The organism is Noviherbaspirillum autotrophicum (assembly GCF_000818395.1).
GTDB classification, from domain to species: domain Bacteria; phylum Pseudomonadota; class Gammaproteobacteria; order Burkholderiales; family Burkholderiaceae_D; genus Noviherbaspirillum; species Noviherbaspirillum autotrophicum.
The window spans coordinates 2,668,158-2,695,135 of sequence record NZ_JWJG01000028.1; the positions used below are offsets into that span (position 1 = coordinate 2,668,158).

Here is a 26,978-nt window from a genome sequence, read left to right on the forward strand (position 1 = left end):
CTCCTATACTTTGCGAATCTTGACCGCACACTTCTTGAAGTCGGTCTGGAACGAGATCGGGTCGGTCGCGTCCAGCGTCACCTTGTTGATGAGCTGGCTGGCGTCGAAGAACGGCACGAACACCAGGCCGCGCGGCGGCTTGTTGCGGCCCCGGGTTTCGACGCGCGAGCGGATCATGCCGCGGCGCGACGCAATCTCGATCATGTCGCCGCGGCGCGCGCCGAGCTGCTTGGCGTCTTCCGGATGCATGAAGCAGACCGCATTGGGCATGGCGCGGTACAGCTCCGGCACACGGCGCGTCATGGTCCCGGTATGCCAGTGCTCCAGCACGCGGCCGGTCGACAGCCAGAACGGGAATTCCTTGTCCGGCGCCTCCGCCGGCGGCTCGTATGGCAATGCGAAGATCACCGCCTTGCCGTCGGGCTGGCCGTAGAAACGGATGCCTTCGCCCGGCTTCACGTACGGGTCGGCGCCCTCGCGGTAGCGCCAGCTGGTTTCCTTGCCGTCGACCACTGGCCAGCGCAGCCCGCGCGCCTTGTGATACATGTCGAACGGCGCGAGGTCATGGCCGTGGCCGCGGCCGAACGAGGCGTATTCCTCGAACAAGCCTTTCTGGATGTAGTAGCCGAAGGCCTTCGCTTCGTGGTTGTCGTAGCCGGCTTCGATCTGGCTGTTCGGGAACTTGTCGACCACGCCATTCTTGAACAGCAGGTCGTACATGGTTTTGCCGCGCCATTGCGGCGCCTTGTCCAGCAAGTCCTTGGTCCAGACTTCTTCCATCTTGAAGCGCTTGGAAAATTCGGCCAGCTGCCACAGGTCGGAGCGCGCCTCGCCCGGCGCGTTCACCAGCTGGTGCCAGAACTGGGTGCGCCGTTCGGCGTTGCCGTAGGCGCCTTCCTTTTCCACCCACATCGCGGTCGGCAGCACCAGGTCGGCGGCCATCGTGCTGGTGGTCGGATATGGGTCGGACACGACGACAAAGTTGCTCGGGTTGCGCCAGCCGGGGAGGATTTCCTGCATCACGTTCGGGCCGGCCTGGGCGTTGTTGTTGCACATGACCCAGTACGCGTTGAGCTTGCCATCCTTGAGCATGCGGCTTTGCACGACCGCATGGAAGCCGGGCTTCTCGGGAATGGTCCCGGCCGGCAGCTGCCAAATCTTTTCCGCGATTTCGCGGTGCTTCGGATTGGCCACGACCATGTCCGCCGGCAGGCGGTGCGAGAACGTGCCGACTTCACGCGCGGTGCCGCAGGCCGACGGCTGGCCGGTCAGCGAGAACGGGCTGTTGCCCGGCGTAGAAATTTTGCCGGTCAACAGGTGGATGTTGTACAGCAGGTTGCTGCACCAGACGCCGCGCGTATGCTGGTTAAAGCCCATCGTGAAGAACGACGTGACCTTGATCGTCGGGTCGGCATACAGTTCGGCCAGCTTTTGCAGCTTGTCCTTCGGCACACCGGACAGTTTCGACACGTAGTCGGCGTCGTAGGTGCTGACGAATTTCGCGTATTCCTCGAAGTTGATCGGCTTGCTGCCGTTGGCATCGGGGCCGGCATTCTTCGCAGCCTTCTGCAGCGGATGGTCGGGCCGCAAGCCGTAGCCGATCTCGGTATTCCCCATCGCGAAGCGGGTGTGCTTGCTGACGAAATCGCGGTTGACCTTGTTGTTCTTGATGATGTAGTTGGCGATGTAGTTCAGGATCGCCAGATCGGTCTGCGGCGTGAACACGATCGGCAGGTCGGCTAGGTCGAAGCTGCGATGCTCGTAGGTCGACATCACCGACACCTTCACATTCGGCGCGGACAGCTTGCGGTCGGTGATGCGGGTCCACAGAATCGGGTGCATTTCCGCCATGTTGGAGCCCCACAGCACGAAGGCATCGGCGGCTTCGATATCCTCGTAGCAGCCCATCGGTTCGTCCATGCCGAACGTGCGCATGAAGCCGGCCACGGCCGACGCCATGCAGTGGCGCGCATTCGGATCGATATTGTTGGACCGAAAGCCCGCCTTGAACATCTTGGCCGCCGCATAGCCTTCCCAGATGGTCCACTGGCCCGAGCCGAACATGCCGATGCCGGCCGGTCCCTTGTCGCGCAGCGCCGCCTTGAATTTCTGCGCCATGATGTCGAATGCCGTATCCCACGACACCGGCGTGAATTCGCCATTCTTGTCGTACTTGCCGTTGCTCATGCGCAGCAGCGGCTTGGTCAGGCGGTCCTGGCCATACATGATCTTGGACAGGAAGTAGCCCTTGACGCAGTTCAGCCCGCGGTTGACCTGCGCGTTGATGTCGCCGTGGGTGGCGACCACGCGGCCGTCCTTAACGCCGACATTGACGCCGCAGCCAACACCGCAGAAGCGGCACGGCGCCTTGCTCCAGGCGATCTGGGTTTTCGATGCGTCGGTGATGACGTTGGAGGCGATCGATTCGATCGGAATGCCGACCGAGGTGGCTGCCGTCACGGCAGCGGATTGCTTGATGAAGTCGCGTCGCGTGAGCTTCATGGTGAGACCTCCTGGTCGAGTACAGTTAAGGGAATCGCGAGCTCGCTCAGCGGCTCCGCATGTTGATAGACGAGCACGACGTCGATGACGCCGGGCAGTGCGCGCATCGCATCCATGATGTCGAGCGTGCGTTTGGTGCTTTCCGTTTCGAGCGTCACCACCAGCTTGCCGCCGCTATCGGCGTGGATCTCCGCGCCGGGCACGGCAGCAATGCATGACTTGATCGATTCGAGATACGCAGGCTGGGCGTACACCACCACGCCTGCGATGTGGATTTCCTGTTCCATCTGCCGCCCCTTAACCGGTGGGCAGGTGGCCGGTCAGCAGCTGCATCATCCAGATGCAGAAGCCGTATCCGCCAACGGCCATCACGGCCACGATCGGCGCTGTAATCACAGTCAGGGCGAGGAAGGCGCGCATTTCCTGCGCTTTGGTCGGTGCCTTATTGGCTTCCATTGCAACTCCAGTTCATGTCGGAACAATATGGCGCATCGTCATTGGCATCACTGCGATGCCGCCTGCGCGGGCAGGAGGGGGAGCCGATATCTGCGTCAGGCCATAGGCCTGCGTGACAAAGAGAATTCTTTCCGACAAGCATTCATTTGACACGTGCCCATGCTATCGGAGTGGGTATTTCCGCATCATTGATATAGGTCAACTTTGCATGAGGGCATTGAATTTATGCGCGTAGGGTGGGACGCGTGTTGTTTTTTAGAGATATGTCCAGGCGCCGCTCAGCAACGCGGCGCATGCAGGGATTTTTTGGCCGCAGCCCCCTGTCTATGACGATATCCGCCAGCATTCGGGCCGCAGGCAAGACTCCCCCGAGCGCCAAGGCAATCAATAACGTCGTACGTGCAACGGTCAGAGGACATCATGAAAGCGAGCTTCGAAAACACGTTGGACCCGACATTCCAGTCGGCACTTGCCGATGAGATCGTCAGCATGGTCGCAGCGGTCGTCTCCAATGCGTCCGCGCCGGACTCCGCAATCAGAGCACTGGTAAAGAGCAGGCAAGATTCGCTGGCGCCGGAGCAGCGTGCCGCCGCAGCCGCCCTGCAGGCGTATGGCATACGGTGCGCCGCAGACGTTTTCACCCCGGCGCTCGAACCGGAGGCCATCGAGCGCGCGGCCAAGCTGCGTCAGGCGCTGGAATCGCAGTCGGCCGATGACGCGCTAGCCGCACTGGAATCAAACCCGGAGGCGGGCATGGAATTCAAGTCAAGGATGAGCCGCGCCATTGCCAGCAAGTGCGCCGAACTGGCGGCCGCCGAAATCGAACGCGCCAAGAGCGGCCCCGTGACGATTTTGAATGAGGCCGATGCGAAAGTCTTTGAAACGCAGCACGCGCAGCACCAGAAACAGCGCTCGCAAGCCACCACGACATTCCTCAGTTCGCTGCCGGTCCGATTCCCCTCGTTTGGCGTCGATCTTTTCAACGCGATCCGGCGCGACGTGCAACGAGAGATCGAGGAAAACCACAAGCGGCCAGATGTCCATGCCGCCGTCGCCGCGTTGTTCGACGATGCCATCGCCGCCATGCCAGCCAATATCCGAGACAAGGTCGCGGCAGCAGCAGGCGGACATTAGGGCGGGGACCTTCAGGCAATCTCGTAACCGCGATCGGCACCGACGCGGTCACGCATCAAAATAAAAACGGCCCGCGTTCTTGCAAACGCGGGCCGCCGGAATTGTACCTGTCGCACGGTGCCAGCACCCCCGAACCATGGGTCCAAGGGGGTCGGAATCGGCTTAGTTTTGGGGTCATCGACAAGCGACAATCACTCCCGCCAAGACGCGTTTCCAACCGATGCGCGTAGATCGTCCAAAGGATGTTTTGGCACGTATGAACGCGACAGGTGATTTACATACTACGCGCTTGGCCGCTGCTGTCAAGGCAGAACAAAGACTGTCTTTTCCGTAGGCCGCCAGAGTTGTTGCAATCGACCGAGTTCTCACATCACGCTCATGCCCTCACTGGGCAATCCAGAGGAGGGCATTTTTTCGTCAGGAATAGGACGATGCGCAGTCGCTCGGGTAAGGAGAGGGGGTACTGCAGACGACGCCAACCGGCCAATCGGGAATCGCCGGGTGCGCCCCTTGTCGGCATACATGGCTTCGGAAAGCAGACGCTCAAATTCCGGCGTAAAACGTTCGTCGCTGTCTACGCGGTGGACGGCAATTCACCGGCAAATTACTGCCTGCAGCCTTCCTGCCAACCGCTTTACGCCAGTAGCTTTCGATACTGAATGAATCCGCTCTTGTCTGCAATACGATCATAAAGAGCGATCGCTGTCTCATTCGACTCGTGTGTCAGCCACCAGACCCTTGAGCTGCCTGCTGCCGTCGCTTGTGCATACACCCGCTCAATCAACGCCCTGGCCACGCCATGGCCGCGCATCTCTGATGGAACGTATAAGTCTTGCAGGTAGCAGTAATCCCCCTTGGTCCAGCAGCTGCGGTGAAAGATGTAATGAACCATTCCGACCAGCTGTTCACCTTGGACAGCGACTTCACAGTGCATCGGTTCATGCGGATCAAGAAACCGCTCCCATGTGCGCATGGTTACATCCTCGGGAATCGCTACCTGATAGAACTCCTGGTAGCCGACCCATAACGGTAGCCATTCATTGAAATCTTCTTCTTGCACGGGGCGAATTAGCATCATGACCTCTCTGAATGAATTGGCCTGAAAATTGTAAGAATAATTTGGTAAAAACATAGTGCCACTTCACTGCGCGTTCATGGGTCCGCTTCGCACAGTCTTTTCGTCGGAGTCGCCGCCATCCGGACCTGGCCGAACCCAGCAGCAGGCGGCGCCATGGCTGGTGGCTGCTTTGTATCAGGGTCCAACAGCGAAAATGGTGTCGTACCCTGGAATAATCCCGAGCTGACAAAATCAGTCCTGCAGCACTGGGAGAACCGGTACGATCGGGGCGTTGATGACAAATCGTCCTATTAAAGCCAGCTTCTGGACTCCACCTTTAGTGCTGCCTTGAGTCGACGGAGGATCGCGATGTTTTTAGATGTGGAAACTCGGCCAGGCCTTCACGGCGATAAGGAGCCGGTCGCCTTTATGCTAGGTGACAAGCGCATTGAAGTTGTGGAAATTCTCGACAGATGGATTGGCGGCGATCACAGCTACTTCAAAATCCAGACGAGCGATCAGGCCACATACATTTTGCGATTTGAACCGCTGTTGAATCGGTGGCAACTCACCCTGTTTAAGGCCCACTTCTAAAACTCTACTGCTGATGATCAGGCGCCATTAACGGTGGGCCGGCTTGAGCGGGGTGACATTCAGCGAGTGCGGGCCGAACATCAAGGAAACATTTCTTCAACGGGCCGCTCGTTGCCTATGCACCGGCGCGCCTTACAGCAAAAGCTCGGTAAGAAGTCAGCCATCAGGTAGCCGGAAATTGGCTGGAGAACCGACTCAACATTCTCTCAACAACAGCACCTGCGACAATTGGCCGCATTGTCGGCCTGGCTTTATGCCTCCACAATGCACATTGTCGGTAAAGAATAACCCCATCTCTGCAGCATGTCTCAGGATGAATTGATGCTGCATGAGTTGCACCCCAGCGCTGCCGCGCTGGCCACAACCTGTTTCGGTAGGCCGATCGCTATCAAAGCTTGTGTCTTCCTTTCCTCACACCAGCTTGGCTGCCAGCCTCACTCCGGTTATCGGCCTACCGAAACAGGTTGTTCTAATGGTCCGCACCAACTCTGAACTGAGCTAAAAAACTAAACTTTTCACTTTCTCATCCGCCTTTCTGCTAAGGGGCTATCTCAACAGTTCAAAAGCAAAAGGCCCGCATTCTGCGGGCCTTTCACTTAATCACGAGGGCGAGTTATTTTGCCGGAGTGGAAGCCGCATTCTGAGCTGCGGAAGCGTCAGCAGCTTTCGCCTTTTTGGCAGCGTGCTTCTTGGCGCGTTTCTTGTGTTCGACCTTCTTAGCAGGTGCTGCGGCGGTTTGCGCTGCAGGGGTGGATGCGGCCGGTGCGGACGCTGCGGCGGAAGCCGGAGCCGCATTCTGGGCGCTAGCGACACCAGCAAAAGCAAACAGGGCAGCGATAAGGGCGATTTTTTTCATGGAAAGGCTCTCTTTCTTTGTCAGTGCAAGGGAGAAATTTCCCTTGTTGCCCTCAGTAACGAGGTCACCACACATTCCGATGACATGCTTACAAATTGTTGCAAAGGCGAAAACCATAGCCCACGTCTACTTCGCATGCATCCTTCTTTGAAGCTGCTGCGAGATTTCCATCAGCGGCTTGATGCCCGCACCGAACCGGGCAATCGGTTGGCGATGCTCCTTCAATTGGCTGTACGGCAGGTAGCGGATGTTCAAGTCCGACACCCGTGAGAATGCAGGCCGGCAAGGCTGCTGTTCCACTTCGTCGCGGCGGTTATCCGGCGCCACCAGGAACAGCGTGCTGTTTTTCCCGACATGCGTGCCGAGCGCTAAATCCAGCATGCGGACGATGCCAGAATAGATGGACGTCGAATGCTCCACCTCGAACGCAGCGGCCACCTCGTGGGAATCCGTGGTGAGCCATACGATATCAATCAGGCGCACCGAATCCATGCCCGCAGTAACCCCGTCCGGCAGCTGAGCAAGGCACTTGTCGCCAAGATGCCCGTCACTGTAGCTGCGGCTCCGGTCGTTTGCGGCGACCCACACGTCGAATCGCAATGCTAGGCCAAGGTCGCGCAGCCATCCCTGACTCGGTATGCGTGGCGTCGCTTTCCGGCTCGGCTGTACATTGCGCCGGCGCCGGTCCAGTTAACGGCTTTCTTACTTTATAAAAAAGCGCACATTCGTCGTTTTCTTATCCGCGAAGGTCACCGAAGCGATTGCCTTGGCGCCGGCTCCCAATGCGACGTTGGATTTACTTACCAGGATGTTGTCCGCCGTCGGCTCCAGAGGGACTTCGGTTTTGTCCGCGCCATTCAAGACCGTGAGCTTGCCGGATGTGCCGGCGGTTGCGACCGGCTTGCCATGGTCCTCCACATAGATGGTTGCCTTACCATCTTTGTTGACCAGCTCGAAGCTGATGTCGTTGCTGGCGGATTGGACGATGCCACCGTGTTTCGGCTTGTCGCCATGCGCATAAGCGCCCGTTGCGGCTACTGATGCTGCTATTGCCACCAGGGTCAGAAGTTTTTTCATTGCTTTCTCCATATGGGCAGCGGCTCTGTACTGGGCGCCGCTGCATCAGCCCATTAGTATGCTTCCTGCGTTTTCCCGGCCACGATGGCTTCCAGTTGCTTTCGTCCGACTAGCCAGAAAATCAGCGGTGTCAGTAACGAGTCGAGAATTGTCGAGCTGACCAGCCCGCCAAAAATCACGACCGCAACCGGATGCAAGATTTCTTTGCCTGGTGCGTCCGCTGCAAGCAGCAACGGCACGAGCGCAAACGCAGCTACCAGTGCTGTCATCAGCACCGGAGTAAGCCTTTCAAGCGAGCCACGCACAATCATCCTGGTGTCAAAAACTTCACCTTCGAACTTGCACAGATTGATGTAGTGGCTGACCTTCAGGATGCCGTTACGTGTGGAGATACCGGTCAGAGTGATGAAGCCAACCATCGAAGCAACCGACAGCGAGACGCCGGCCACCCACATCGCGATGACGCTGCCGATGAGTGCGAACGGGATGTTCCCCATGATGACCAAAGCCAGTGCGCCGGACTTATAGCGCGAATACAGCACCAGGAAAATCATGGCCAGAGACACCAGCGACAAGCCGCCAATCAGCTTCGTTGCCTGTTCCTGCGCCTGGAACTGCCCCTCGATACTGACAAAGTAGCTGTTTGGTAGAGGCGTAGCGGCAATGGCCTTCCGGATGTCGCCAATGATGCGAGACATGTCAGAGCCGTCGGTGTTGGCGTACACGACAATCCTGCGGCGCCCATTTTCTCGTCCAATTTGATTCGGTCCGTCACCTTCTTCAACGGCTGCGATGCTGGACAGCGGAATCCGGCCGGACGGGCTATCGAGCATCACGCGGGACAAGTCCTGCGGAGAGCGACTTGCATCGGGCAAGCGAACCATCAGGTCGAATCGGCGCGCCCCATCCACTACCTGCGTGACACGGTCTCCATCGGAAAGCGTTTCCAGCGTCTTCAGCACTTGGCCAGGCGCCAAACCGTACTGGGCGGCTTTCCGATAATCGACTCTGACCTTCACCTGCGGGATGAGCACCTGTCGTTCAACCGACAAATCGACCAGTCCTGGCACGCCCGCCAGTTTGCTACGCAAGCCTTCAGCCAATCCCCGCAAGGTATCCAGGTCGTCGCCGTAGATTTTTAATGCGATCTGCGCCCGTACCCCGGAAAGCAGGTGGTCGAGTCGGTGGGAAATGGGCTGACCGATTGCAACGGAGGCGGGAATGACTGAGAGCCGACTGCGAAGGTCGGCCATGACCGCCTCCCGGCTTCGCGCTGAGCGCTTCAGGTCGATGTCGATTTCCGACGAGTGGACGCCTTCGGCGTGCTCGTCCAGTTCCGCGCGGCCAGTGCGGCGTCCGACTTTCGTCACTTCTGGCACATCCTTCATCAGCGTTTCCGCCAGCGCCCCCATGCGATTCGACTCGGCAAGGGAGGTGCCGGGCGTGAACGTCATTCCCATGACCAGCGAACCCTCGTTAAACGAAGGAAGGAATGCGCGAGGAAAGAATGGAACGCTTGCTGCGGCAGCGACTACCGCCAATACCGCAATGGCCAAAATGCCTTTTGCACGAGGGAATGACCATTCGAGAATGCGCGTATCCCATTCCTTCAGGCGTCGGACGACCGGGCTGTCGCCGTGCCCCAGCTGCTTCATCCGCGGCAGCAGGTAATACGACAGAACCGGGGTAACGGTCATGGACACCAGCATCGACGCCAGGATGGAGACGATATAGGCGATACCCAATGGCGCGAACAAGCGGCCTTCGATGCCAGGCAGGGCGAATAGCGGCACGAATACCAGCACCACGATAACGGTTGCGTAGACGATGCCGGACCTGACCTCGACAGACGCTCGCCAGATAACCTCCATGACCGATGGCGCATTGTCCCCGCTGCCACGTTGCTTGAGCCGGCGCAGGATGTTTTCCACGTCCACAACGGCATCATCCACGAGCTCCCCAATCGCAATGGCGAGGCCGCCCAAGGTCATGACGTTGATGGACTGCCCCAGCAGATGAAAGGCGACAGCAGTCACAGCCAGCGACAGCGGTATCGCGATGAGCGAAATGGCTGTCGTGCGGAAGTTGATCAAGAACGCAAACAGGACGATAGCGACCAGAATCGCACCGTCTCGCAGCGCCTCCGTAACGTTGTCGATAGAAGCCTCGATGAAATCAGCCTGACGGAACAGCACTTCAGGTGCAGACAGGCCGGCTGGAACGCCTTGCTTGAGCTCCTTCAGCGCGTTCTCGATTTCCCGTGTCAGTTTCACCGTATCGGCCGCCGGCTGCTTCTGGACGCTCACAATCACCGCGGGTTTTCCGTTCATGCCGGCGTCACCACGTTTGAATGAGGGGGCATAGCGAACCGATGCAACCTGCTCGAGCAAAACCGGCGCGCCGTTACGAAAGGCGACAGCGAGGTCCTTGACGTCCTCCAGGCGATTTGTGCGACCGAGGTTGCGAATCAGGTATTCGCGGCTGTTCAGATCAATAAATCCGCCACTGGTATTGCTGGCAAAGCCCTGTAATGAGGCAGCAATCTGGTCCAGCGTGACATTGAACTGCGCCATGCGTGCCGTATCGGGCTCTACCCGAAGCTGCCGGACGTCGCCGCCAATAGGAATGACCTGCGATACACCGGGAATGGACAGCAGCCGCGGACGCAGCACGAAGTCAGCGTATTCCCGGGCCTGCATTGGATTGGCTTTGGCTACATCGATTGGCAATGCAATCAACATGACTTCGCCCATGATGGACGACACCGGCCCCATGATGGGAGTGATGGCAGCAGGAAGTTGGTCCTTCACCAGGGTGAGCCGCTCCGACACCAGTTGCCGGTTGCGGTAGATGTCGGTTCCCCAATCAAACTCCGCGTACACGATCGAGAGGCCCACCCCAGAAACCGAGCGTACCCGGGTCACGCCGGGCATTCCGTTTAATGCCGTCTCAAGGGGAAATGAGACCAACTGCTCGACCTCTTCCGGTGCCATGCCCCCCGCTTCGGTGAGCACGGTGACCAACGGCTTGTTCAGGTCCGGGAAAACGTCGACCGGCGTGCGGGTTGCTGTCAGCGCGCCATACACAATCAGCAGCAATGCTGCCGCCAGTGCAAAGAGCCGATTGGCTAGGCTGAAACGAACTATCCAGTTAAACATGTTTCGCCCCCTACCTAATCTGATTAATCAGTGCCGCACCGGAGACGACAACGCGATTTTCGGGAGTAAGGCCTTTCACGATGACAATCGTTTTTGCGTCGAGCGTCTTGTACTCCACAGGACGCGGAATGAAGCGCTCGACACTGGCCTTGGTCCACACGATGGTTTCATTGGCCTGGTTGCGCACCAATGCTTCGGCTGGCAAGGCAATTCCCTTCATCTTGTCGTTCAGCCTCACCACCACCGTCACCGGCTGGCCGATAGCCAGTGGCGTATTACCTACCTTTGCCCGGAAGTTCAGGGGCAGCGCGCCGTCGCGCAGGCTGCGTCCGCCACCCAGTAGACCCAGCTCGACGCCAGTGACGTTCGCCAGCGCAGCGCTCTCGACTCGATTCGCAAGCGACGGGTCAGTCGTCAGCGCCTCGACCACCATCTTGTTTGGGTCGACGATTTCGAACAGGACATCACGCGCTTCAACAATCTGACCACTGAGCACGTTGGCTGTTGCGATGATTCCCGATGCCGAAGCAGTAATGGCTTCGCTTCCGCCGACACTGCTTTCCACTGCCCGCTCACGTCCAGTGAGGCTGGAAAGCTCTGCGCGAGCAGCTTCGATTTCCTTTTGCGGCACAGCTCCTTCCAACGACTCAAGCCGTTTCACGCGTTGCTCGGCAAGCTTTCGATTGGCTCGTATATCTGCCAGCTGCGCCTGCTGGTTTCCCAATTCGACTGCGCTGGAAACCGGCCGGACATGCGCGAGCACCTGGCCTTTTTCGACCCGCTGCCCCGCAACCGGCAAGCCTTTCGTCCCCGGCTCGATGCGTCCAGCAAATGGGGCCTGCACTCGCCCGCCCGCATTCGGGTCAATGCCTACGCGCCCATTCAGTTCCACGGTTAGCGGATGTTCGTCTTCCTTCGCCACCAGGGTTCGGATCTCCATGCGACGTTGTGCCTGTTTCGGCACATTGACACTACCGTCCGGCAGGCGCGCCAGGCCGCTTGCGCTCGCTACTGTTGCTGGCTCATCCGAATGCGGCTCATCTCCATGGGCGTTTGCCTCTGTAACCAAAGTCAGGCACGCCGCACCGGCTGCAATGAAAGGAATGATTGAGTAAGAAAATTTGTTCGACATGATTATTTCCCCATTGCTGTTTTGGGGCGGCGAATCTTCGCAGCCAGTGCTAACGCACACAATGCGGCAAGCAAGCCTGCGCCTGCCCACGCCCATGGAAAGTGCAAATCGTTATCCGTATGCGCATCAGCGGCAATAGCCAGAACCCCGTCCAGGAGGTCGCTCTCATTTGCCGTTGTCAGGGTAAAGACCAGTGCATGCTTCCCTGGCTTGGCGAGTGCATTGAGAAACGCCTTATCGTCGATGGCATAGTCGCCATGGTCGCCGTGAAATTTCGCTGTCGCCTTCAGCCCTTCGGATTCAAGTTCCAGTTTTGCGTCAAGTACCGGTTCGTTGGTGTCAAAGCGGTCAATCAGGATAGACAGCTCGTCTTTATTCAATTGGCCGACAAGCTCGAAGGATTCCGAGGATGCTTCTACGCGCGGCGATGCGCCGGGCTGCGTCGGTGCGGCTGGTGCATCTTCATGGCCATGGTCGCCGCCCGGGCCGTGTGCGAATGCGATGGATATGGTGCAGACATAGAGCAGGATGATTTTTAAGATGTTCATGGAATGATTCCTAAAGCTTGATTCAGACGTGCATGGGCAAGGCCCACTGCCACTCGTTGCTGGCGCTCGGCGGTTGCTGCTTCGTGCAGTAGCGTCTGGGCGCGCAACTGGTCGACCAGGCCGCGCTCGCCGAGGCGAAACGCTTTATCGATAAGCTGCATATGCTCGCGCGCCATATCCAGACGGGATGCAGCCGCTTCCAGTGCTTGCTGGGATGCCGCCACTTGCTCCTTTGCGACGTTAATGTCGGCGTTGAGTGTTACCTCTGCTTGCGCGGCTTCAGCAGTTGCTGATGCAATCTGGGTCTGTGCTGCCGTTTCAAGTGGGCGATTGCGTGCGTTGGTACCAATGGGAATCTGGACCGCCAGCACCACACTTGATGCCGTTGCAGTGCTCGCATCCCGTTCGCGCCGCATTGCCACAGCCAAGGTCGGAGGCTCGCTACGGGTCTTGTTCACGACTTTGAGCGATGCCTGCGCACTTTGTATTCCCGCACGCGCGGCTAATATCCGTGGATGCGGGTCGCTTATGGCCGCGGCGAGCGGCTCCGGCTCGGGCGTTTCGACATCCGGCTGGCCCGTCAGCGCGGTATAACGCACCAGCGCTTCCTGTGCCTTTACCTGTGCGTCCATGACAGTCGCTTTGGCTGCAAAAACTTCTTGCTGCGCTAGTAGGCCATCCGTACGTGCCAGGTCGCCTGCCTTGACCCGACGCATGACTTCATCAGCGGTCGCTTCAAGGTGCCGCTGATGTTCTATCGCTTCATCCAGAGCCTCCCTGGCGGCCACTACCGACCACAACCGGTCGCGTACTTCTCCCGCCAGGCTGAGCTTGGCGTTTGCAAGTTGGGCCTCCAGTTCGAGAGCGTTGGCGTCGGCCTGGTTTTGTCGCGCCGACTTTTGACCGGGCAGCCAAATCGGCGCAGCCAGTGACACCTCGTTTTCGCGGACGCCAGTTCGATCGGTCCACCGGTCGCTCCGCTGTGACAGACCAATCGTGGGTGAACCGGCAATCCAGGACTGGGCCGCTTCACGGCCTGCAGCTGTTTCGTTGCGCCGAGCGGTGAGGGTCCGCGCCTGCGGGGACCTCTGCCATGCAGCTTCGACAGCCATATGCAGGCTTGATGGGGCAACTTGCGACTGCGCTAACGGCGCGACAAGCGCCAAGGCAGTCACCATGCAAAGATGGTGTATTGAAAAATGAGCACGCATGCAATCTCCATTCAAAATTCGGAAAGAATGGCCGAAGGCAGCTGCGCATCACGGACGTCATGCCGCGTGAATGCTCGGTGAAGCTATTTCTAGTTTGAAAAGACGCAGAAATGCCCTCGGCGGATTAACCGAGGGATGACGGAGGACGCTGGAGGCTATCCGGGAAGCGGTCGGGAATGTAATGGTTGTGCTCGGTCTCTTCGACCTTGACAGGGGCGATGGCGACCAGAAATGGAATCTCAAGTATCACGGCTACGCAGTGGTGCGAAGCAGAGTGGTCGGCCAGATGCTTTGCGGAGTCGCCCGATTTATCGTAATGCATCGCGCCATGTTCATCGTCATGATGGTGGCTTGCCCCCATCAAATGCGCAACTTCATGGGAGACGTCAAATGCATTTCCGCCCGACGGCAGCTCGACCTGCATAGCAAAGCTATGCAAGGGCAAGAAGAACATCAGGAAAATGCAAAGCAGTCGTCGCACGGTTCAATCGCAAAAGAGTTACGCGAAGTAGATTATACCAATTCAATATACTTCACCAGCTCACCTGGTTAAGGAATATAAACATCAGTATTTAACCGTTTTACATCAAAAATTTTTCTTGACCTTCCCCTAGTGGGAAGGATTATGCTTGCCCATATTGCGTTAAGTCTTACTTTTTCTGCATCACATTCACCGGATGATTCGCGTCCTCAAGACATTGTTGCTTTGGCTTTTGATTGCGTCCCTGCCCATTCGCGGGTTGGCCGCTGTCGATACGTCTTGTGGTTCGGCGCATAACGGTAGGACAACCACCAGCATGCCGGCTCATATGCAAGTTGAGGCGACCCACCAGCATGAGCTGGATGTATCGGCACCGTGCGATATAGTGCAGAACCAGGTTTCAATGGCTGAACATTCGACGCATGGCCACGACTCCCACAAAGACTTGAACGGCGGCAGTTGCGCGGCATGCTTTATCGGTGCAGCTGCACCGTCTACGGCGATTGACTGGGCCGCTGGTTCCAGAGGCTCGGAAGCTGTCATTCATTTCCCCACCATCTCGTTCACCGGCTTTATTCCGGCCGGCCTAGAACGGCCTCCACGGCACATCCTCGCCTAAACACAAAGCCCGCGTGGGCCATGCCTGATTCAACCCCGGCCAGGCTTGTTCACTCGCGCTTGTTCTGACAGGTGCATCCCATTCGCTTTGGAAAAAGCAATGGCTCTTCATCGTACGCGGTTGCTATCCCCACGCCATTGCCCTTCGAGCAAATGGTTGGCGGCGGCCGTTGAATCAAGAAAGAATATTCAATGAAAAACGTAACAACAAAGACTGCTCTTTTCGCCGCTCTGTTGAGCATGACGCTTGGCGTCGCCATGCCTATTGCCTTTGCTCACTCTGACGAGAGTCATGAAATGCATGGCAGCTCGGAACATCACCATTCGGATGACGAATCGGATTTCGGTAAACCGGGCAATCCGACAAAGGCCACACGCACGATTGCTGTGGATATGACCGATGCCATGCGCTTTGGCCCCTCAGCCATCACCGTCAAGCAAGGCGAGACCATTCGCTTCGTGGTGACCAACAAGGGCAAAGTGGCTCACGAGATGGTTCTCGGCACCCTAAACGAGCTCAAGGAGCATGGCGAAATGATGAGAATGCATCCTGACATGGTGCATGAAGACCCGTCTTCCGTTCGAGTCCAGCCTGGGGAAAAAAAAGATATGGTGTGGCAGTTCACGCAACCGGGCCAGTTTTACTTCGGTTGCCTCATCCCAGGGCATTTTGAAGCCGGGATGGTCGGAAAACTCAAGGTCAAGAAAGGATAACGCATGAAACGGCGCACTTTGCTGCAAGGATTACTGGTCGGGATGCTTGGCATTCATCTGGGCGCTAATGCAGCTTCACCGGTTATCGAGGTGTACAAGAGCGAAAGCTGCGGTTGCTGCTCTGACTGGGTCAAGCATCTCCAGAATAACGGTTTCAAGGTCAATGCGCATAACGTCGCCAATCCGTCCGACTACCGGACACGGTTTGGCATCCCCAATGAGCTTGGCTCCTGCCATACCGCCACTGTCGATGGATATGCGCTCGAGGGACATGTTCCTGCAGCGGAAATCAAGCGCCTCCTTGCCGATAGGCCTAAGGCGAAAGGATTGGCGGTCCCCTCAATGCCACCCGGCTCACCCGGGATGGAAGGCGCACGCACGGTTCCCTATGACGTCTTGTTGGTCACATCCGGTGGTCGATATAGCGTCTACAAGCACTACAACTGAATTTCATCAACGATACAACCACTGAACCAACCATGAAAACGCTTAACCAATTTTCTTTTACCGCGGCTCTTGTGCTGTCCTTCGCGGCTCTTCCCCTTGCCAATGCTGCCGACAGCATGCATGACCATGACATGGGGATGCATAGCATGAGCACGTCTATGGCAGACGGAAAGATGAGCGAGGGAGAAATCAAGAAGGTCGACAAGGAGGCTGGAAAAATCACCATCAAGCATGGGGAATTGAAAAACCTTTTAATGCCTGGGATGACTATGGCGTTTCGCGTGAAAGACGCGGCAATGCTCGACCAGGTGAAATCCGGAGACAAGGTAAGTTTTGCCGCCGACAAAGTTGGAGGGCAACTCGTCATTTCAAAAATCGAGTTGAAGAAGTAACGCCGGCATTTGTTGGCAGAGAGCCGCCGTCATGCGGGGAACAGCGGACGCCCGGAGCAGCCTCCAATGGGGCTGCTCCAAAGGAACAGTCAACTCATGCCTACTCGCTAGATGCTCTCCTTGACCTTCCCATCACAGGAGGGTCTATGTTGAAAGTACAGAATCACAGGCACATTAAGGAGATATGACCATGTATGAGTTTCAGGTGGAAAAGATGAACTGTGGCGGCTGCGCCAGCCGCGTGACGAAGGCGATTCACGGCGTTGATAGCTTGGCGAAGGTCGAAATCGAATTGAAGAGCAAAAAGGTCTACGTTGAGAGCAACATTGACGTGAAAACACTTGCAGCAGCGGTGATTGAAGCGGGGTATCCGGTTGTGGCGGGGGCAACTGGCTGAAAAGGATATAACGGGTTTTCATTCGAATGCCGGAAACAGAACCGGCCGGCGAAATGAAAAAACGAATAGCTATCAGAGCCATATCCAGAAGTTTTTGACCTAGGTCATTCATTTTAATGAGTGCGCTTCCTACGATGGACCGACGACGAAGGTAAGTGGCAGCATGACCTGACAGAACTGAACGCATCCGGAGCACCAGGGTAAGTTTCTCTCCATATGCCTGGTGTTCCATCTCCGTAAGGAGGAAAGGAGTCGACCATGGACCACATCGAACAACACGACCACACAAGGCAATATTCCCGCCGCAGCAAATGGGTGTTGATGGGCTTTCTCGTCGTTGCTGGTTTCTTTTTATGGACAGAACACCGAGCTCATTTACTCGGCATCCTTCCTTACCTTCTGTTCCTGGCTTGCCCGCTGATGCACCTGTTCCACCACGGCCACGGGCACGGCCATCATGGGCATAGCAAAGCCTCTACGACAGAAAGCACAATGCAGGCCGAAAGCCGTGCCGGAGAAAGGCCATGAGCCACGACACAACCGGATACGGCCTGTGGTCACTGGTCGTCCTGAATTCGCTGGTATTCATCCTCTTTGCGTTCAGCTTCACAAAGCCGAAGAACCCGCGCGACTGGCGCTCTTTCGGCGCATTTTCGGCATTCATCGTCGCGTTGTTCACCGAGATGTATGGTTTCCCGCTGACCATTTATCTGTTATTGCCCTGGCTGTCGAAGCACTTTCCGGGCATTGATTTCCTTTCCCACGATGCTGGTCACTTGCTGGAAATGATGTTCGGCTGGAAGACCAACCCGCATTTCGGCCCATTCCACGTACTGAGCAATATCTTTATCTTCGGTGGCTTTCTCATGCTTTCGTCGGCCTGGCGCGTTCTGTACGACGCCCAGACACACCAACGACTTGCGACATCCGAGCTGTACGCGCATATGCGGCATCCGCAATACGTCGCCTTTGTGCTCATCATGTTTGGATTCCTGCTGCAGTGGCCGACGCTCATCACCCTGGCGATGTTTCCGGTGCTGGTTTTCGTGTACGGGCGCCTCGCAAAATCCGAAGAACGGGATATGGTTGCTGCATTTGGATGGGAGTACGAACAATACCGCCGGCAGACCCCGGCGTTTATTCCCACTCTGCGGCGAAAAGGGATGGCAGAAAGCCGTCATTAACCACGAGAAGAACGATTGGACCCGAACATGGACGAGAGAACTCCCCATCATCATGGTCATGGCGATGCGAGTGTAGTAACGCAAGAGATGGACAAGCCATTTACCGACCCGGTATGCGGCATGAAGGTCTCCGTCAATCCCGACAAAACCGTCGATTACGCCGGCGCCGACTATCACTTCTGCAGCATCACGTGCATGGAAAAATTCCGGGCCAACCCACAGGGTTACATTAAGCCGAGTTCGGCAGAGCCGACCCATTCCGTGCAGCAGGAAACGGTATATACCTGCCCGATGCATCCGGAAATCCAGCAGAACGCGCCCGGAAAGTGCCCGAAATGCGGCATGACCTTGGAGCCGATAACGCCGACGCTGAAGGACCAAGAGCGCCGTCACCACCATGATGTTCCGAATGTCGGCATGGCAGCCGCACCAGGGGCGGATAAGCCCTTCACCGACCCGGTATGCGGCATGAAAGTGGCAGCGAACCCGGACAAAACCATCGACCACGCCGGCACTGCCTATCACTTTTGCAGCGTCAAGTGCATGGACAAATTCCGGGCCAGTCCACAGAGCTATATCAAACCGAGCGCGCCGGAGCCGGTTCAGGCTATGCCCGAGGGCACGGTATATACCTGCCCAATGCATCCGGAAATTCGGCAGAATACGCCCGGCAACTGCCCGATATGCGGCATGACGCTCGAACCAGTCATGCCCTCGCTGGAGGAGGAAGAGAATCCGGAGCTGGTCGACTTCAAGCGACGGTTCTGGTGGACCTTGCCGCTCACTGTCATCGTCACAGTCCTGGCCATGGCCGGTCACCGTATCTTCCCGGACGGATTGCCTAATCAGAGCTGGATTGAGCTCCTGATCAGTACGCCGGTCGTTCTCTGGGCCGGCGCGCCATTCTTTACGCGCGCGCTTCAATCTATCAAAAACCGCAGCCCGAACATGTGGACGCTGATTGGCACCGGCGTTGCAGCAGCCTACGGCTACAGTGTCGTGGCGACGGCGGCTCCCGGCCTATTTCCAGAGACGTTCATGATGCATGGCCGTATCGGCGTTTATTTCGAGGCCGCCGCAGTCATTATTTCACTCACCCTATTGGGCCAGATACTGGAACTGAGAGCCCGCTCCCAGACTTCCGCTGCCATCAAATCGCTGCTCGGCCTCGCACCGAAGACAGCCCGGCGCATTAAAGCCGACGGCACTGAGGAAGACGTGCCGCTTACCCATGTTCATATCGGCGACACGTTGCGCGTTCGGCCTGGCGAAAAAGTTCCGGTCGACGGCGAAGTGCTTGAAGGCGAAAGCTCGTTAGATGAATCGATGCTCACTGGCGAGCCGGTTCCGGTAACGAAGCGCTCGGGCGACAAGCTCATTGGCGCGACCATCAATGCCAGCGGTAGCCTCATCATGCGCGCCGAAAAGGTCGGTTCCCAGACCATGCTATCGCAAATCGTCCAGATGGTCGCCAATGCACAACGCTCTCGCGCACCGATGCAACGGCTGGCTGACGTGGTAGCCGGCTATTTCGTTACTATTGTGGTCGGACTAGCCATTCTCACATTGCTTGGGTGGGGGTTCTTCGGACCGCAACCGAGCTGGGTCTACGGTTTTGTTAATGCGGTTGCCGTGCTCATCATTGCCTGCCCGTGTGCGCTCGGCCTGGCGACCCCGATGTCCATCATGGCCGCCACCGGCCGCGCGGCGACCCAGGGCATTCTCTTCCGTGACGCGGCAGCCATTGAAGGCATGCGCAAGGTGACCACGCTGATCGTGGACAAGACCGGAACCCTGACAGAAGGAAAGCCAGCATTTGACCGCGTGGTGCCGGCGCCAGGCTTTACCGAACAGGACGTATTGCAGATTGCCGCAAGCATCGACCAGGGAAGTGAGCATCCTCTGGCGCATGCCATCGTCGATGAAGCCCGCAGGCGCAGTCTGGCACTGGATAAGCCGGAAACGTTTGAGTCGGCCAGCGGCATCGGTGTGCGCGGCGTCGTTTCTGGTCGTCGCATCGCGCTCGGCAACACGGCACTGATGGACACGGAAAAGGTCGACTGGCATGCACTGGTGAATCAAGCTGAAGAGCTGCGCAACGAAGGCGCCAGCGTGATGTACCTTGCCGCCGACGGCCGACTCGTCGGCCTGATTGCAGTGTCCGACCCGGTAAAGGCGACCACGCCGGAAGCATTGAAGACGCTCAGGGACGCCGGTTTGACAGTCGTGATGGCAACCGGCGACGGCGTTACCACGGCGAAGTCGGTGGCTAAGAGACTGGGCATCGACGAGGTGTACGGCGAGGTCAAGCCGCAGGACAAGCTGCAGCTGGTCGAACGCCTGCAGAACGCCGGTAAAGTCGTTGCGATGGCGGGTGACGGCATCAACGACGCGCCGGCACTGGCCAAATCCAACGTCGGCATTGCCATGGGGACCGGCACGGACGTCGCCATCAACAGTGCCCACGTGACCTTGGTGAAAGGAGACCTGCGTGCTATCGCAAGGGCGCGCAACCTGTCCGAGGATACGGTGCGCAACATGCGTCAAAATCTCGGCTTCGCGTTCATCTATAACTCGCTCGGCATTCCCCTCGCTGCCGGCCTGCTGTACCCGTTCACCGGCCAGTTGCTGTCCCCGATGATTGCAGCGCTGGCGATGAGCCTGAGCTCGGTTTCCGTCATTTCCAACGCGCTACGCCTGCGCGGTGCATCAGTCGCCGATGCGAAGAAAAGCCTGAGCACTGCAGGGGCAGCTGTCGCGGCCAGCTCGCGTCCCGCCATGTTCGGTGTCATCGCCTTCATGCTGATGCTCGCTGTGTACTTCGGTGCGCTGACGCTCGTTTCTGGATGGGAGTTCACAGTCAACCAGTTCTCCGAATTCTGGTATTTCGTCCTGCCGTTGGCTGCGGGGTTCGGCCTGCAGGTCGGCCTTTTCGTGCGTCTGCGTGAGATCGTCACGCAGTCGAAGCAGTCCGGCGCAGTAATCGCGGCGTCAGGCACGACGTCCACCGCGGCGATGATTTCTTGCTGTGCCCACTATCTCGCCAATGCCGCACCGGTGCTCGGGGCGACGGGCTTGGTGGCGTTCGCCGCGCAATTCCAGGTAGAGCTGTTCTGGGTAGGCTTGCTCTTTAGCGCCGCCGGAATTGCCTACGTAGGAAACAAGGTCATCAACGCATCCAGGGAGCATGCAAAATGTCACGTCTAATCCTTCGTACGTTCGTGTTACTTGCCGCATTCGCCGCGTGGCATGGCGCGCATGCGGCATCCAGCATGGCACCGCAGGCCACTACTGAGTCCGCCGTGACAGTCAAGGTAACTCCCAAAAACTTGCAAGGACAAACATGGGAATTTGACGTGACGTTTGATACCCATACCCAAGCACTGAATGACGATTTGTCGAAGACTGCCGCACTCATTGCCTCGGACGGCAAGCAATTTTCCCCAGTATCGTGGACCGCAGACCCGCCCGGAGGTCATCATCGAAAGGGCGTGCTTCGGTTTAATGCATTGACGCCCCCGCCATCGGTTGTGGAACTACGTATCACCCGGCCAGGCGAATCAAAGCCGCGTTCGTTCAAGTGGAAGTTGAAATAAAACCGTGCAGCGCCGCAGAGCGATGACTGTTTGCGATGAAAGCACCGGCTCTCTTGTTCAAGGAAAAGATATGGCTGCTCCTCTCAATCCAGTGAAGCGGGCGGCAAAGGCACGTCTTCCTTTTCAATATTCGAAATGGGTGAGAACTTGCTATGGCGACTAAATACGGTTTCGGAAAAACGGTCAATAATTCCTTCTCGGACGCAATCGACCACGTGACAAGGGCGCTTCAACAGGAAGGCTTCGGTGTTTTGAGCGATATTGATGTAGCTGCAGCGCTCAAGAAGAAGCTTAATAAAGACATTCCTCCCTATCGCATCCTGGGCGCATGCAATCCTCCTTTAGCTGACCGTGCCATCACCATCGAACCCTCCATCGGACTGCTTCTTCCATGTAACGTAGTTGTGCGCCAAGACGATGCTGGTCAAGTACACGTTGAATTCATGGATACGGACGCCGTGCTGAAGCTGCTCGACAAGCCGGAAATCGCGGCGCTGGCAAGTGAGGTACGCCAACGATTGGAGCGAGTAATGGCAGCAATATAGAAAACTCGCGGCAAGAAATCCCGCTCTGTCTGTTCCAATAGCATGAATGCTTGTTGGAGGGCGACGTTGACAGTGAATCGCCGTTTGTACCTACTCTGACGCAATATGGGTCAGTCGCAACACCTGAGGCTAAGTGAGGGACGCACTTCGGCGTAGGCGCTCCCAAGCCATTGATTTACCTGACCTGGCGGTTGCAAGCACTGTGGTGCCCTATGGGGATATGGGGCGTCAGAGTTATTGCAATCGACTGAGTTCTTATGTCACGCTCATGCACTCACTGGGCAATCCAGAGGAGGGCATTTTTTCGTCAGGAATGGGACTATGAGCAGTCGCTCGGGTAATGAGAGGGGATTACTGCAAGCGACCCTTAGCTGTCAGTCAGCAATATAGAAAGCGGCCCTTCACGCTCGCTTACCTTGACTGCGCAGAAGCCATTCCTTCCGCCAGCTCGGGGCGCTCTTTGCATGCTTGCGTGATCACCGCTTCAAGCAATTCGTCAGAATATTTCGGAGCAATGGCGGGCAGCATCCCGATTGGCGTTGCAAGCAACGGATGTTCCAGAACCGGGTTTTCCAGCCCTTCGAGCTTGCGCAGATAGAGCACGCTCAGGATTTCAAATGGGTCGTACCACCATGCTCGAACGGGAAAGTCCGGGTCGGTTTTCTCCGAGTTATGTTTGGCGTGATTCGTGTGGCGATCGCATGCGGCCAACAGCAGTGGCGCAATGCTCGCTGGATCCGGCGTTCGCCATTGCTCCAACAATGCGGTGAGCAGAGGATCATCATATGCAGACGGCGGATATTTGTGCTCCGGGTTGCCTTGCCAGTCATCAATGAGCCGCAATAAAAAGAATTGGGTCCGCTGCTTGTCTTGCGCTGCCGCGAAAAAATCGCGCCCAATGCTTTCCTTGGCGTGTTTGGCGAGGCTAAGCGCCCAGTCATGCCACCCAAGCACCAGGCAGTTTCCCACAGTGCCGACCGTGTAATAGAAGATCCCCATGTCTGCGAGTGTCCGCATTTGGCAGGCCCAATAGCAATAGGCGACCGCACGGTGCCAAGCGGGCCGCCAGTTGGCGCCGATTAGCGCCTGCGCCGACTCCTTCGATGACTGGGCAGCCGCCCTGTCTGCAATCCGCTGAAGGGCGACCGGGTCGGTAATTACCTTCTCCGCCGTTTCGGTGGCATACGCCGCTTCTTTCTGATTTTTGCGAGCGGATAGATACGGGGAGCAGGCAAGAATCGCGTGCGCGATCTCCTGTGCGGCATAACCATCCACTGCCAAGGCGCGGGCGATCTCCCAATCCATGCCGGAGAGTTCCTCATCCGATTTCTTCAGATGCTCAGCCGTATTATCGGCATCAAGATAACAGCACGCATACGACATTGGGCCAAGGTAACTTTTCGATCCGGCTTGCTTGCGATACTCCGCGACGGTCGCCTCCATGTCACGAACTGGCGTCTTCGCCGCTCTTTTCTTTGTGACGCCTTTTTTGTTTGTATTGCTATTGGATGGCAGCGCTGCCTGCAGCGCATACCATCTAAGTGCCATTGACACCCGTTCCAAATCGGTGCCGGCGTGATTGAAGGAGTAGCAGATCGGGGTGTCGAAGTGCTTGCTGAACTCGAATCCCGCCCCTTCCGCGCCATAGCGTTGCAGCAGAGGAATCGATTTACTTTCCCAGTTCTCCCATCCAAGCGTGTAGCTCTTCAAGAATGACTTCAATATGGGAAAGCGCGGCGCGATGCCGATTGGTGGCTCCAGCAAAGTATTGGCCGGTGATCGAGTCGCAAACATGGTCTCCCCATTTTCTTGGCTTGGTGAAATGTCCAGATATCGTAGCATCCAACGCGACTAAGGCGCGTGGCGATAATAGGGAATGGCCCACGCACGCCGAACTGGCTGCCGCCAGGGCGGATTGATAACGCACTTATCTAATTGGGAGGCCACTTACGGAAACGACCGGCCGGCAGCAATTGGCCCAGACCGTGTAAAAACACCAGATTTTGATGCGTAAAGGAGCGATGAGAGCTTCGGCTCACTTTGCCAGTGGCAGCGGCAATTTGTATTCTTTGATGCCGGCTTTGAAGTGCCTTCCGGATGGATTGCGATATTAATTGGGCTTTAGGCCCTCATTGCTCGCATTAGCGCCGGTATTGTCATGATATTGAAGACCCGCTTCATGTTGTAGGAAAGCACATGCAGGCTCATTTCGGTTTTGACGTGCCTGAGCGTCTTCATCAGGAAGTGGGCTGAGCCCATCCATAGCTTGAGTGTGCCGAATGGATGCTCGACTGTCGAGCGACGGATACGCATCGCTTCAGGGAACCGGTCCAGCCGTGCCTGCACTTCGTCGAGCACGTCCTCATGCTCCCAGCGTGTCACGCGTCGCTGCTGGCTTGGTGTGCAACGATCCTTCATGGCGCACGTTTGGCAATTCGAACTCCAATACCGGTGCAGCGTCATGCCGCTCTCCTGCCGGGCATCGGCACTCATCCCTGAACGGATCGTAAATGAAATCGTCCTTCCCGAAGGACCTTCTGCCGTGGCATTGGAGGTGGCAGAGTTGGGAACAATCGCGGCAATGCCAGCCTGATCGCACTTGAATATTTCCTCACCGCTGTAGTAACCGCGATCCGCAATGGCGGTGACACTGTTCATTCCCATTGCACGACATGCCTTCTTTGCCATCGAGGAGAGCTGGCCACGGTCTGAACCGGTATTCGTGACTTCATGCTCGACAATGAGGTGTGATGCCGCGTCTCGACCGCAGTTTGGACGTTATAGCCGACAACGCCCGTGCCGCGCGTCTTCATTGATCGCGCATCTGGATCAGTGAGCGAGATTTGGCCGTCAGGTGCTTGAGCAAGTTCTGCCTCGATCACCTTCATGGTTCGCATCTGCTCCTTCAACGCTGCAATCTTCTCCTGCAGGCGTTCAGTGCGCAACTGGCCAATATCCGGCCCCTGCCGGTCGGCTGAATCCATTTCAGACAGATAGCGTGCAATGCTCGATTCGATTTCCTGTATCCGGCGTTGCAGCTTGGCTTGGGTGAAGTTCCTGTCACGGTTGTTCACTGCCTTGAACTTGCTGCCGCTAATGGTAACCAAGGCTTCAGTAAACAGATCGAGCTTGCGGCATACGAGAACAAATTGGCGGCAAACATTGCGAATGCCCTTGCCGTTATCCTTGCGGAAGTTGGCGATCGTCTTGAAGTCGGGAGCGAGCCGGCCAATCAGCCACATCAACTCGACATTGCGCTGCGCTTCCCTCTCCAGCCTGCGGCTGGATTGAATGCGGTTGAGGTAACCGTAGATGTAGAGTTTGAGCAAGACGGCGGGATGGTAAGACGGTCTTCCTGTTCTGGCCGGCGTCACACCGTCGAAACCCAGGGTCGCCAGATCGAGCTCCTCGACGAACGCATCGACCACACGCACCGGATTCTCTTCGCTGATGTAGTCGTCCAGCCGATCCGGCAGCAACGTGCTCTGCGTCCGATGTTCCTCTTGAATGAATCGCTTCATCGATCCTCCGGTGTCTTCAGCCCGACAGCCTATTCAACACTCAAGAATTAATCGCGGTGTTCGAGAGGATCAACAATGAGTAAACAATTTGCGCAACCGCGTTTTTACACATAGATGGTCGCCCCCGGTTTGCCAAGCGTTCAATCGATGATGTCAAGCAGGTGGAGATTGCAGCCATAGATCCGGACTCTTGATCGAGGCTATTGCCTCCGTCCCTGATGGAATATGCTGGCAGGTTCCTAATCACTCTGTCGAGCTTGATGCTCCCTGTGTAAAATAGGTTTGGCCTGCCTCGGTCTGACCTGTTTTGCCATCACTTCATGATTGCCTGTGCAATCGGTGGAGGGTTCCTTCCCTTTGTATTCTTTGTTCTACTACAGGACTCTCTGTTGCATGTTCATTTGCTCTGCATTCGGCTGGTCACCGCGGAGTATTAAAAGCTAGATTGAAGGTTCGGTCGTGAGCAAGCAGCGCCCACATGATTCGGGCATTTCTGTTGGCCAGCGCCACAGCCGCAATGTTGTGATGCCGTCGCTCAGTTAGTTTGGACAGCCAACCGCTCACATAATCTGTCTTTCGCTGGGCAACGCGTAACATAGAACGGGCGCCGTGGATCAACAGCATCCTGAGGTACGAGTCGCCACGCTTACTGATTCCAAGAAGGTTTTGCTTACCACCGCTGGAATGCTGACGAGGCACCAATCCCAGCCAGGCCGCGAGCTCCTTGCCGCTTTTGAAGTTACGCGCGTCACCGATAGTGGCTACAAGCGCACTGGCGGTAATAGGGCCAATGCCTGGAATTTCTGCCAGCCTCTTGCTTGCTTCGTTCTCCCGGTGCCAACGCTGAATCTGCTGCTCGAGTTCCTCCACCTGCCGATCAAGCTCACGTAGATGTTCTACTAGCCGTTGCAGCAGTTGAAGGAACGTGCCCGGCAACTCCGCAGAAGCTGTGGCAAGAATGTCCGGTACCCGTTTCAATATGTGACATATACCTTGCGGCAAGGTGATACCGTATTCAACGAGCATTCCGCGAATTTGGTTAGCCTGTGCAGTACGTGCTTTGACGAATCCTTGGCGTGCCCGGTGCAGCGACAGTACTGCCTGCTGTTCGATGTTCTTGATAGGGACAAAGCGCATATTTGGCCGGGTTACGGCTTCGCAAATTGCCTCTGCGTCGGCAGCATCGTTCTTGTTGGTCTTAACGTAGGGTTTGACGAACTGGGGTGCCATAAGACGTACGGTATGCCCGAGTGATTGCAACTTCCTTGCCCAGTGGTGCGCGCTGCTGCATGCCTCCATACCGATCAAACACGGAGTAATCTTGGCCAGAAACAGTAACACCTGATCACGCTTAAGAG

Annotated in this window: 24 protein-coding genes and 3 pseudogenes; 11 read left to right on the top strand and 16 right to left on the bottom strand. The window is 57.0% G+C overall.

The genetic code is table 11. The annotated features are described in order from the left end of the window. Positions 1 to 3: 3 nt before the first annotated feature. From napA to TSA66_RS13520, 3 genes are read right to left on the bottom strand one after another with little or no spacing between them, the layout of a single operon-like run. Positions 4 to 2,502: a nitrate reductase catalytic subunit NapA gene (gene napA / locus TSA66_RS13510; protein ID WP_040040415.1), complete on the bottom strand. Its 2,499-nt coding sequence runs from the start codon at positions 2,500 to 2,502 to the stop codon at positions 4 to 6. Continuing rightward, positions 2,499 to 2,789: a chaperone NapD gene (locus TSA66_RS13515; RefSeq protein ID WP_052452316.1), complete on the bottom strand. Its 291-nt coding sequence runs from the start codon at positions 2,787 to 2,789 to the stop codon at positions 2,499 to 2,501. The genes napA and TSA66_RS13515 overlap by 4 nt, the downstream gene beginning before the upstream one ends. 10 nt (positions 2,790 to 2,799) lie before the next feature. Next, on the bottom strand, positions 2,800 to 2,958 hold the full coding sequence (locus tag TSA66_RS13520; RefSeq protein WP_040040416.1) for a periplasmic nitrate reductase, NapE protein: 159 nt from the start codon (positions 2,956 to 2,958) through the stop codon (positions 2,800 to 2,802). Between the two features lie 420 nt (positions 2,959 to 3,378). Here TSA66_RS13520 and TSA66_RS13525 point away from each other — a divergent pair, with 420 nt between their 5' ends. Continuing rightward, positions 3,379 to 4,092, top strand: a complete 714-nt coding sequence (locus TSA66_RS13525; protein WP_052452317.1) for a hypothetical protein — start codon at positions 3,379 to 3,381, stop codon at positions 4,090 to 4,092. A 634-nt stretch (positions 4,093 to 4,726) separates the two neighbouring features. Here TSA66_RS13525 and TSA66_RS13530 read toward each other — a convergent pair. Then, positions 4,727 to 5,170, bottom strand: coding sequence for a GNAT family N-acetyltransferase (locus TSA66_RS13530; RefSeq protein WP_198358936.1), 444 nt, complete (start codon positions 5,168 to 5,170; stop codon positions 4,727 to 4,729). Positions 5,171 to 5,518: 348 nt separating this feature from the next. Between TSA66_RS13530 and TSA66_RS13535 the strand changes: the two genes are divergently transcribed. Next, a complete protein-coding gene (locus tag TSA66_RS13535; RefSeq protein WP_040040418.1) occupies positions 5,519 to 5,743 on the top strand; it encodes a hypothetical protein in 225 nt (74 codons plus the stop codon). Between the two features lie 613 nt (positions 5,744 to 6,356). Here TSA66_RS13535 and TSA66_RS13540 read toward each other — a convergent pair. From TSA66_RS13540 to TSA66_RS26940, 8 genes and pseudogenes are all read right to left on the bottom strand, one after another. Further along, on the bottom strand, positions 6,357 to 6,716 hold the full coding sequence (locus TSA66_RS13540; protein WP_232429476.1) for a hypothetical protein: 360 nt from the start codon (positions 6,714 to 6,716) through the stop codon (positions 6,357 to 6,359). Positions 6,717 to 6,725: 9 nt separating this feature from the next. Further along, positions 6,726 to 7,272: pseudogene (locus TSA66_RS13545) on the bottom strand (type II restriction endonuclease); the annotation flags it as partial. A 29-nt stretch (positions 7,273 to 7,301) separates the two neighbouring features. Next, a complete protein-coding gene (locus tag TSA66_RS13550) occupies positions 7,302 to 7,676 on the bottom strand; it encodes a hypothetical protein (protein WP_040040419.1) in 375 nt (124 codons plus the stop codon). A 53-nt stretch (positions 7,677 to 7,729) separates the two neighbouring features. After that, positions 7,730 to 10,834, bottom strand: coding sequence for an efflux RND transporter permease subunit (locus tag TSA66_RS13555; RefSeq protein WP_040040420.1), 3,105 nt, complete (start codon positions 10,832 to 10,834; stop codon positions 7,730 to 7,732). 10 nt (positions 10,835 to 10,844) lie between these two features. After that, positions 10,845 to 11,966, bottom strand: a complete 1,122-nt coding sequence (locus tag TSA66_RS13560; RefSeq protein ID WP_040040421.1) for an efflux RND transporter periplasmic adaptor subunit — start codon at positions 11,964 to 11,966, stop codon at positions 10,845 to 10,847. 2 nt (positions 11,967 to 11,968) lie between these two features. Further along, entirely contained in the window at positions 11,969 to 12,514 is a 546-nt protein-coding gene (locus tag TSA66_RS13565) for a hypothetical protein (protein ID WP_052452318.1), read from the bottom strand. Further along, positions 12,511 to 13,626: a TolC family protein gene (locus TSA66_RS13570; RefSeq protein ID WP_232429477.1), complete on the bottom strand. Its 1,116-nt coding sequence runs from the start codon at positions 13,624 to 13,626 to the stop codon at positions 12,511 to 12,513. The genes TSA66_RS13565 and TSA66_RS13570 overlap by 4 nt, the downstream gene beginning before the upstream one ends. Before the next feature lie 223 nt (positions 13,627 to 13,849). Further along, entirely contained in the window at positions 13,850 to 14,206 is a 357-nt protein-coding gene (locus TSA66_RS26940; RefSeq protein ID WP_198358798.1) for a hypothetical protein, read from the bottom strand. 810 nt (positions 14,207 to 15,016) lie between these two features. Between TSA66_RS26940 and TSA66_RS13585 the strand changes: the two genes are divergently transcribed. The 9 genes and pseudogenes from TSA66_RS13585 to TSA66_RS13615 all read left to right on the top strand — a co-directional run bounded on the left by TSA66_RS13585 (position 15,017) and on the right by TSA66_RS13615 (position 22,099). Beyond that, the gene (locus TSA66_RS13585) at positions 15,017 to 15,538 is read left to right on the top strand and encodes a cupredoxin domain-containing protein (RefSeq protein WP_040040425.1); all 522 of its coding nucleotides are present in this window, start codon (positions 15,017 to 15,019) and stop codon (positions 15,536 to 15,538) included. A gap of 3 nt (positions 15,539 to 15,541) precedes the next feature. Then, positions 15,542 to 15,985, top strand: coding sequence for a DUF411 domain-containing protein (locus TSA66_RS13590; protein ID WP_040040426.1), 444 nt, complete (start codon positions 15,542 to 15,544; stop codon positions 15,983 to 15,985). Positions 15,986 to 16,017: 32 nt separating this feature from the next. Beyond that, the gene (locus TSA66_RS13595; RefSeq protein WP_040040427.1) at positions 16,018 to 16,377 is read left to right on the top strand and encodes a copper-binding protein; all 360 of its coding nucleotides are present in this window, start codon (positions 16,018 to 16,020) and stop codon (positions 16,375 to 16,377) included. A gap of 190 nt (positions 16,378 to 16,567) precedes the next feature. Continuing rightward, positions 16,568 to 16,774, top strand: a complete 207-nt coding sequence (locus tag TSA66_RS13600; protein ID WP_040042582.1) for a heavy-metal-associated domain-containing protein — start codon at positions 16,568 to 16,570, stop codon at positions 16,772 to 16,774. Positions 16,775 to 17,032: 258 nt separating this feature from the next. Continuing rightward, positions 17,033 to 17,302 carry a DUF2933 domain-containing protein gene (locus TSA66_RS26215; RefSeq protein WP_198358800.1) on the top strand — a complete coding sequence of 90 codons (270 nt, stop codon included), beginning with the start codon at positions 17,033 to 17,035 and terminating at the stop codon, positions 17,300 to 17,302. After that, a complete protein-coding gene (locus tag TSA66_RS13605; RefSeq protein ID WP_040040428.1) occupies positions 17,299 to 17,958 on the top strand; it encodes a methyltransferase family protein in 660 nt (219 codons plus the stop codon). Before TSA66_RS26215 ends, TSA66_RS13605 begins: the two co-directional genes overlap by 4 nt. An 87-nt stretch (positions 17,959 to 18,045) precedes the next feature. Next, positions 18,046 to 20,667: pseudogene (locus TSA66_RS13610) on the top strand (heavy metal translocating P-type ATPase); the annotation flags it as partial. Between the two features lie 485 nt (positions 20,668 to 21,152). After that, positions 21,153 to 21,554, top strand: a complete 402-nt coding sequence (locus TSA66_RS26945) for a hypothetical protein (protein WP_084199613.1) — start codon at positions 21,153 to 21,155, stop codon at positions 21,552 to 21,554. Positions 21,555 to 21,706: 152 nt separating this feature from the next. Beyond that, complete coding sequence (locus TSA66_RS13615; RefSeq protein WP_040040429.1) at positions 21,707 to 22,099, top strand: DUF302 domain-containing protein; 393 nt, start codon at positions 21,707 to 21,709, stop codon at positions 22,097 to 22,099. A gap of 411 nt (positions 22,100 to 22,510) precedes the next feature. Here the strand turns inward: TSA66_RS13615 and TSA66_RS25620 are convergent, their stop codons facing one another. The 4 genes and pseudogenes from TSA66_RS25620 to TSA66_RS13630 form a co-directional block, all read right to left on the bottom strand. Continuing rightward, on the bottom strand, positions 22,511 to 23,893 hold the full coding sequence (locus TSA66_RS25620) for a hypothetical protein (RefSeq protein ID WP_157691691.1): 1,383 nt from the start codon (positions 23,891 to 23,893) through the stop codon (positions 22,511 to 22,513). Between the two features lie 327 nt (positions 23,894 to 24,220). Then, positions 24,221 to 24,787, bottom strand: coding sequence for a transposase (locus TSA66_RS27735; protein WP_232429374.1), 567 nt, complete (start codon positions 24,785 to 24,787; stop codon positions 24,221 to 24,223). After that, positions 24,754 to 25,620 carry a transposase gene (locus TSA66_RS27740; protein WP_232429373.1) on the bottom strand — a complete coding sequence of 289 codons (867 nt, stop codon included), beginning with the start codon at positions 25,618 to 25,620 and terminating at the stop codon, positions 24,754 to 24,756. The genes TSA66_RS27735 and TSA66_RS27740 overlap by 34 nt, the downstream gene beginning before the upstream one ends. A gap of 420 nt (positions 25,621 to 26,040) precedes the next feature. Continuing rightward, positions 26,041 to 26,976: pseudogene (locus TSA66_RS13630) on the bottom strand (IS110 family RNA-guided transposase); the annotation flags it as partial. Between the last annotated feature and the right edge of the window lie 2 nt (positions 26,977 to 26,978).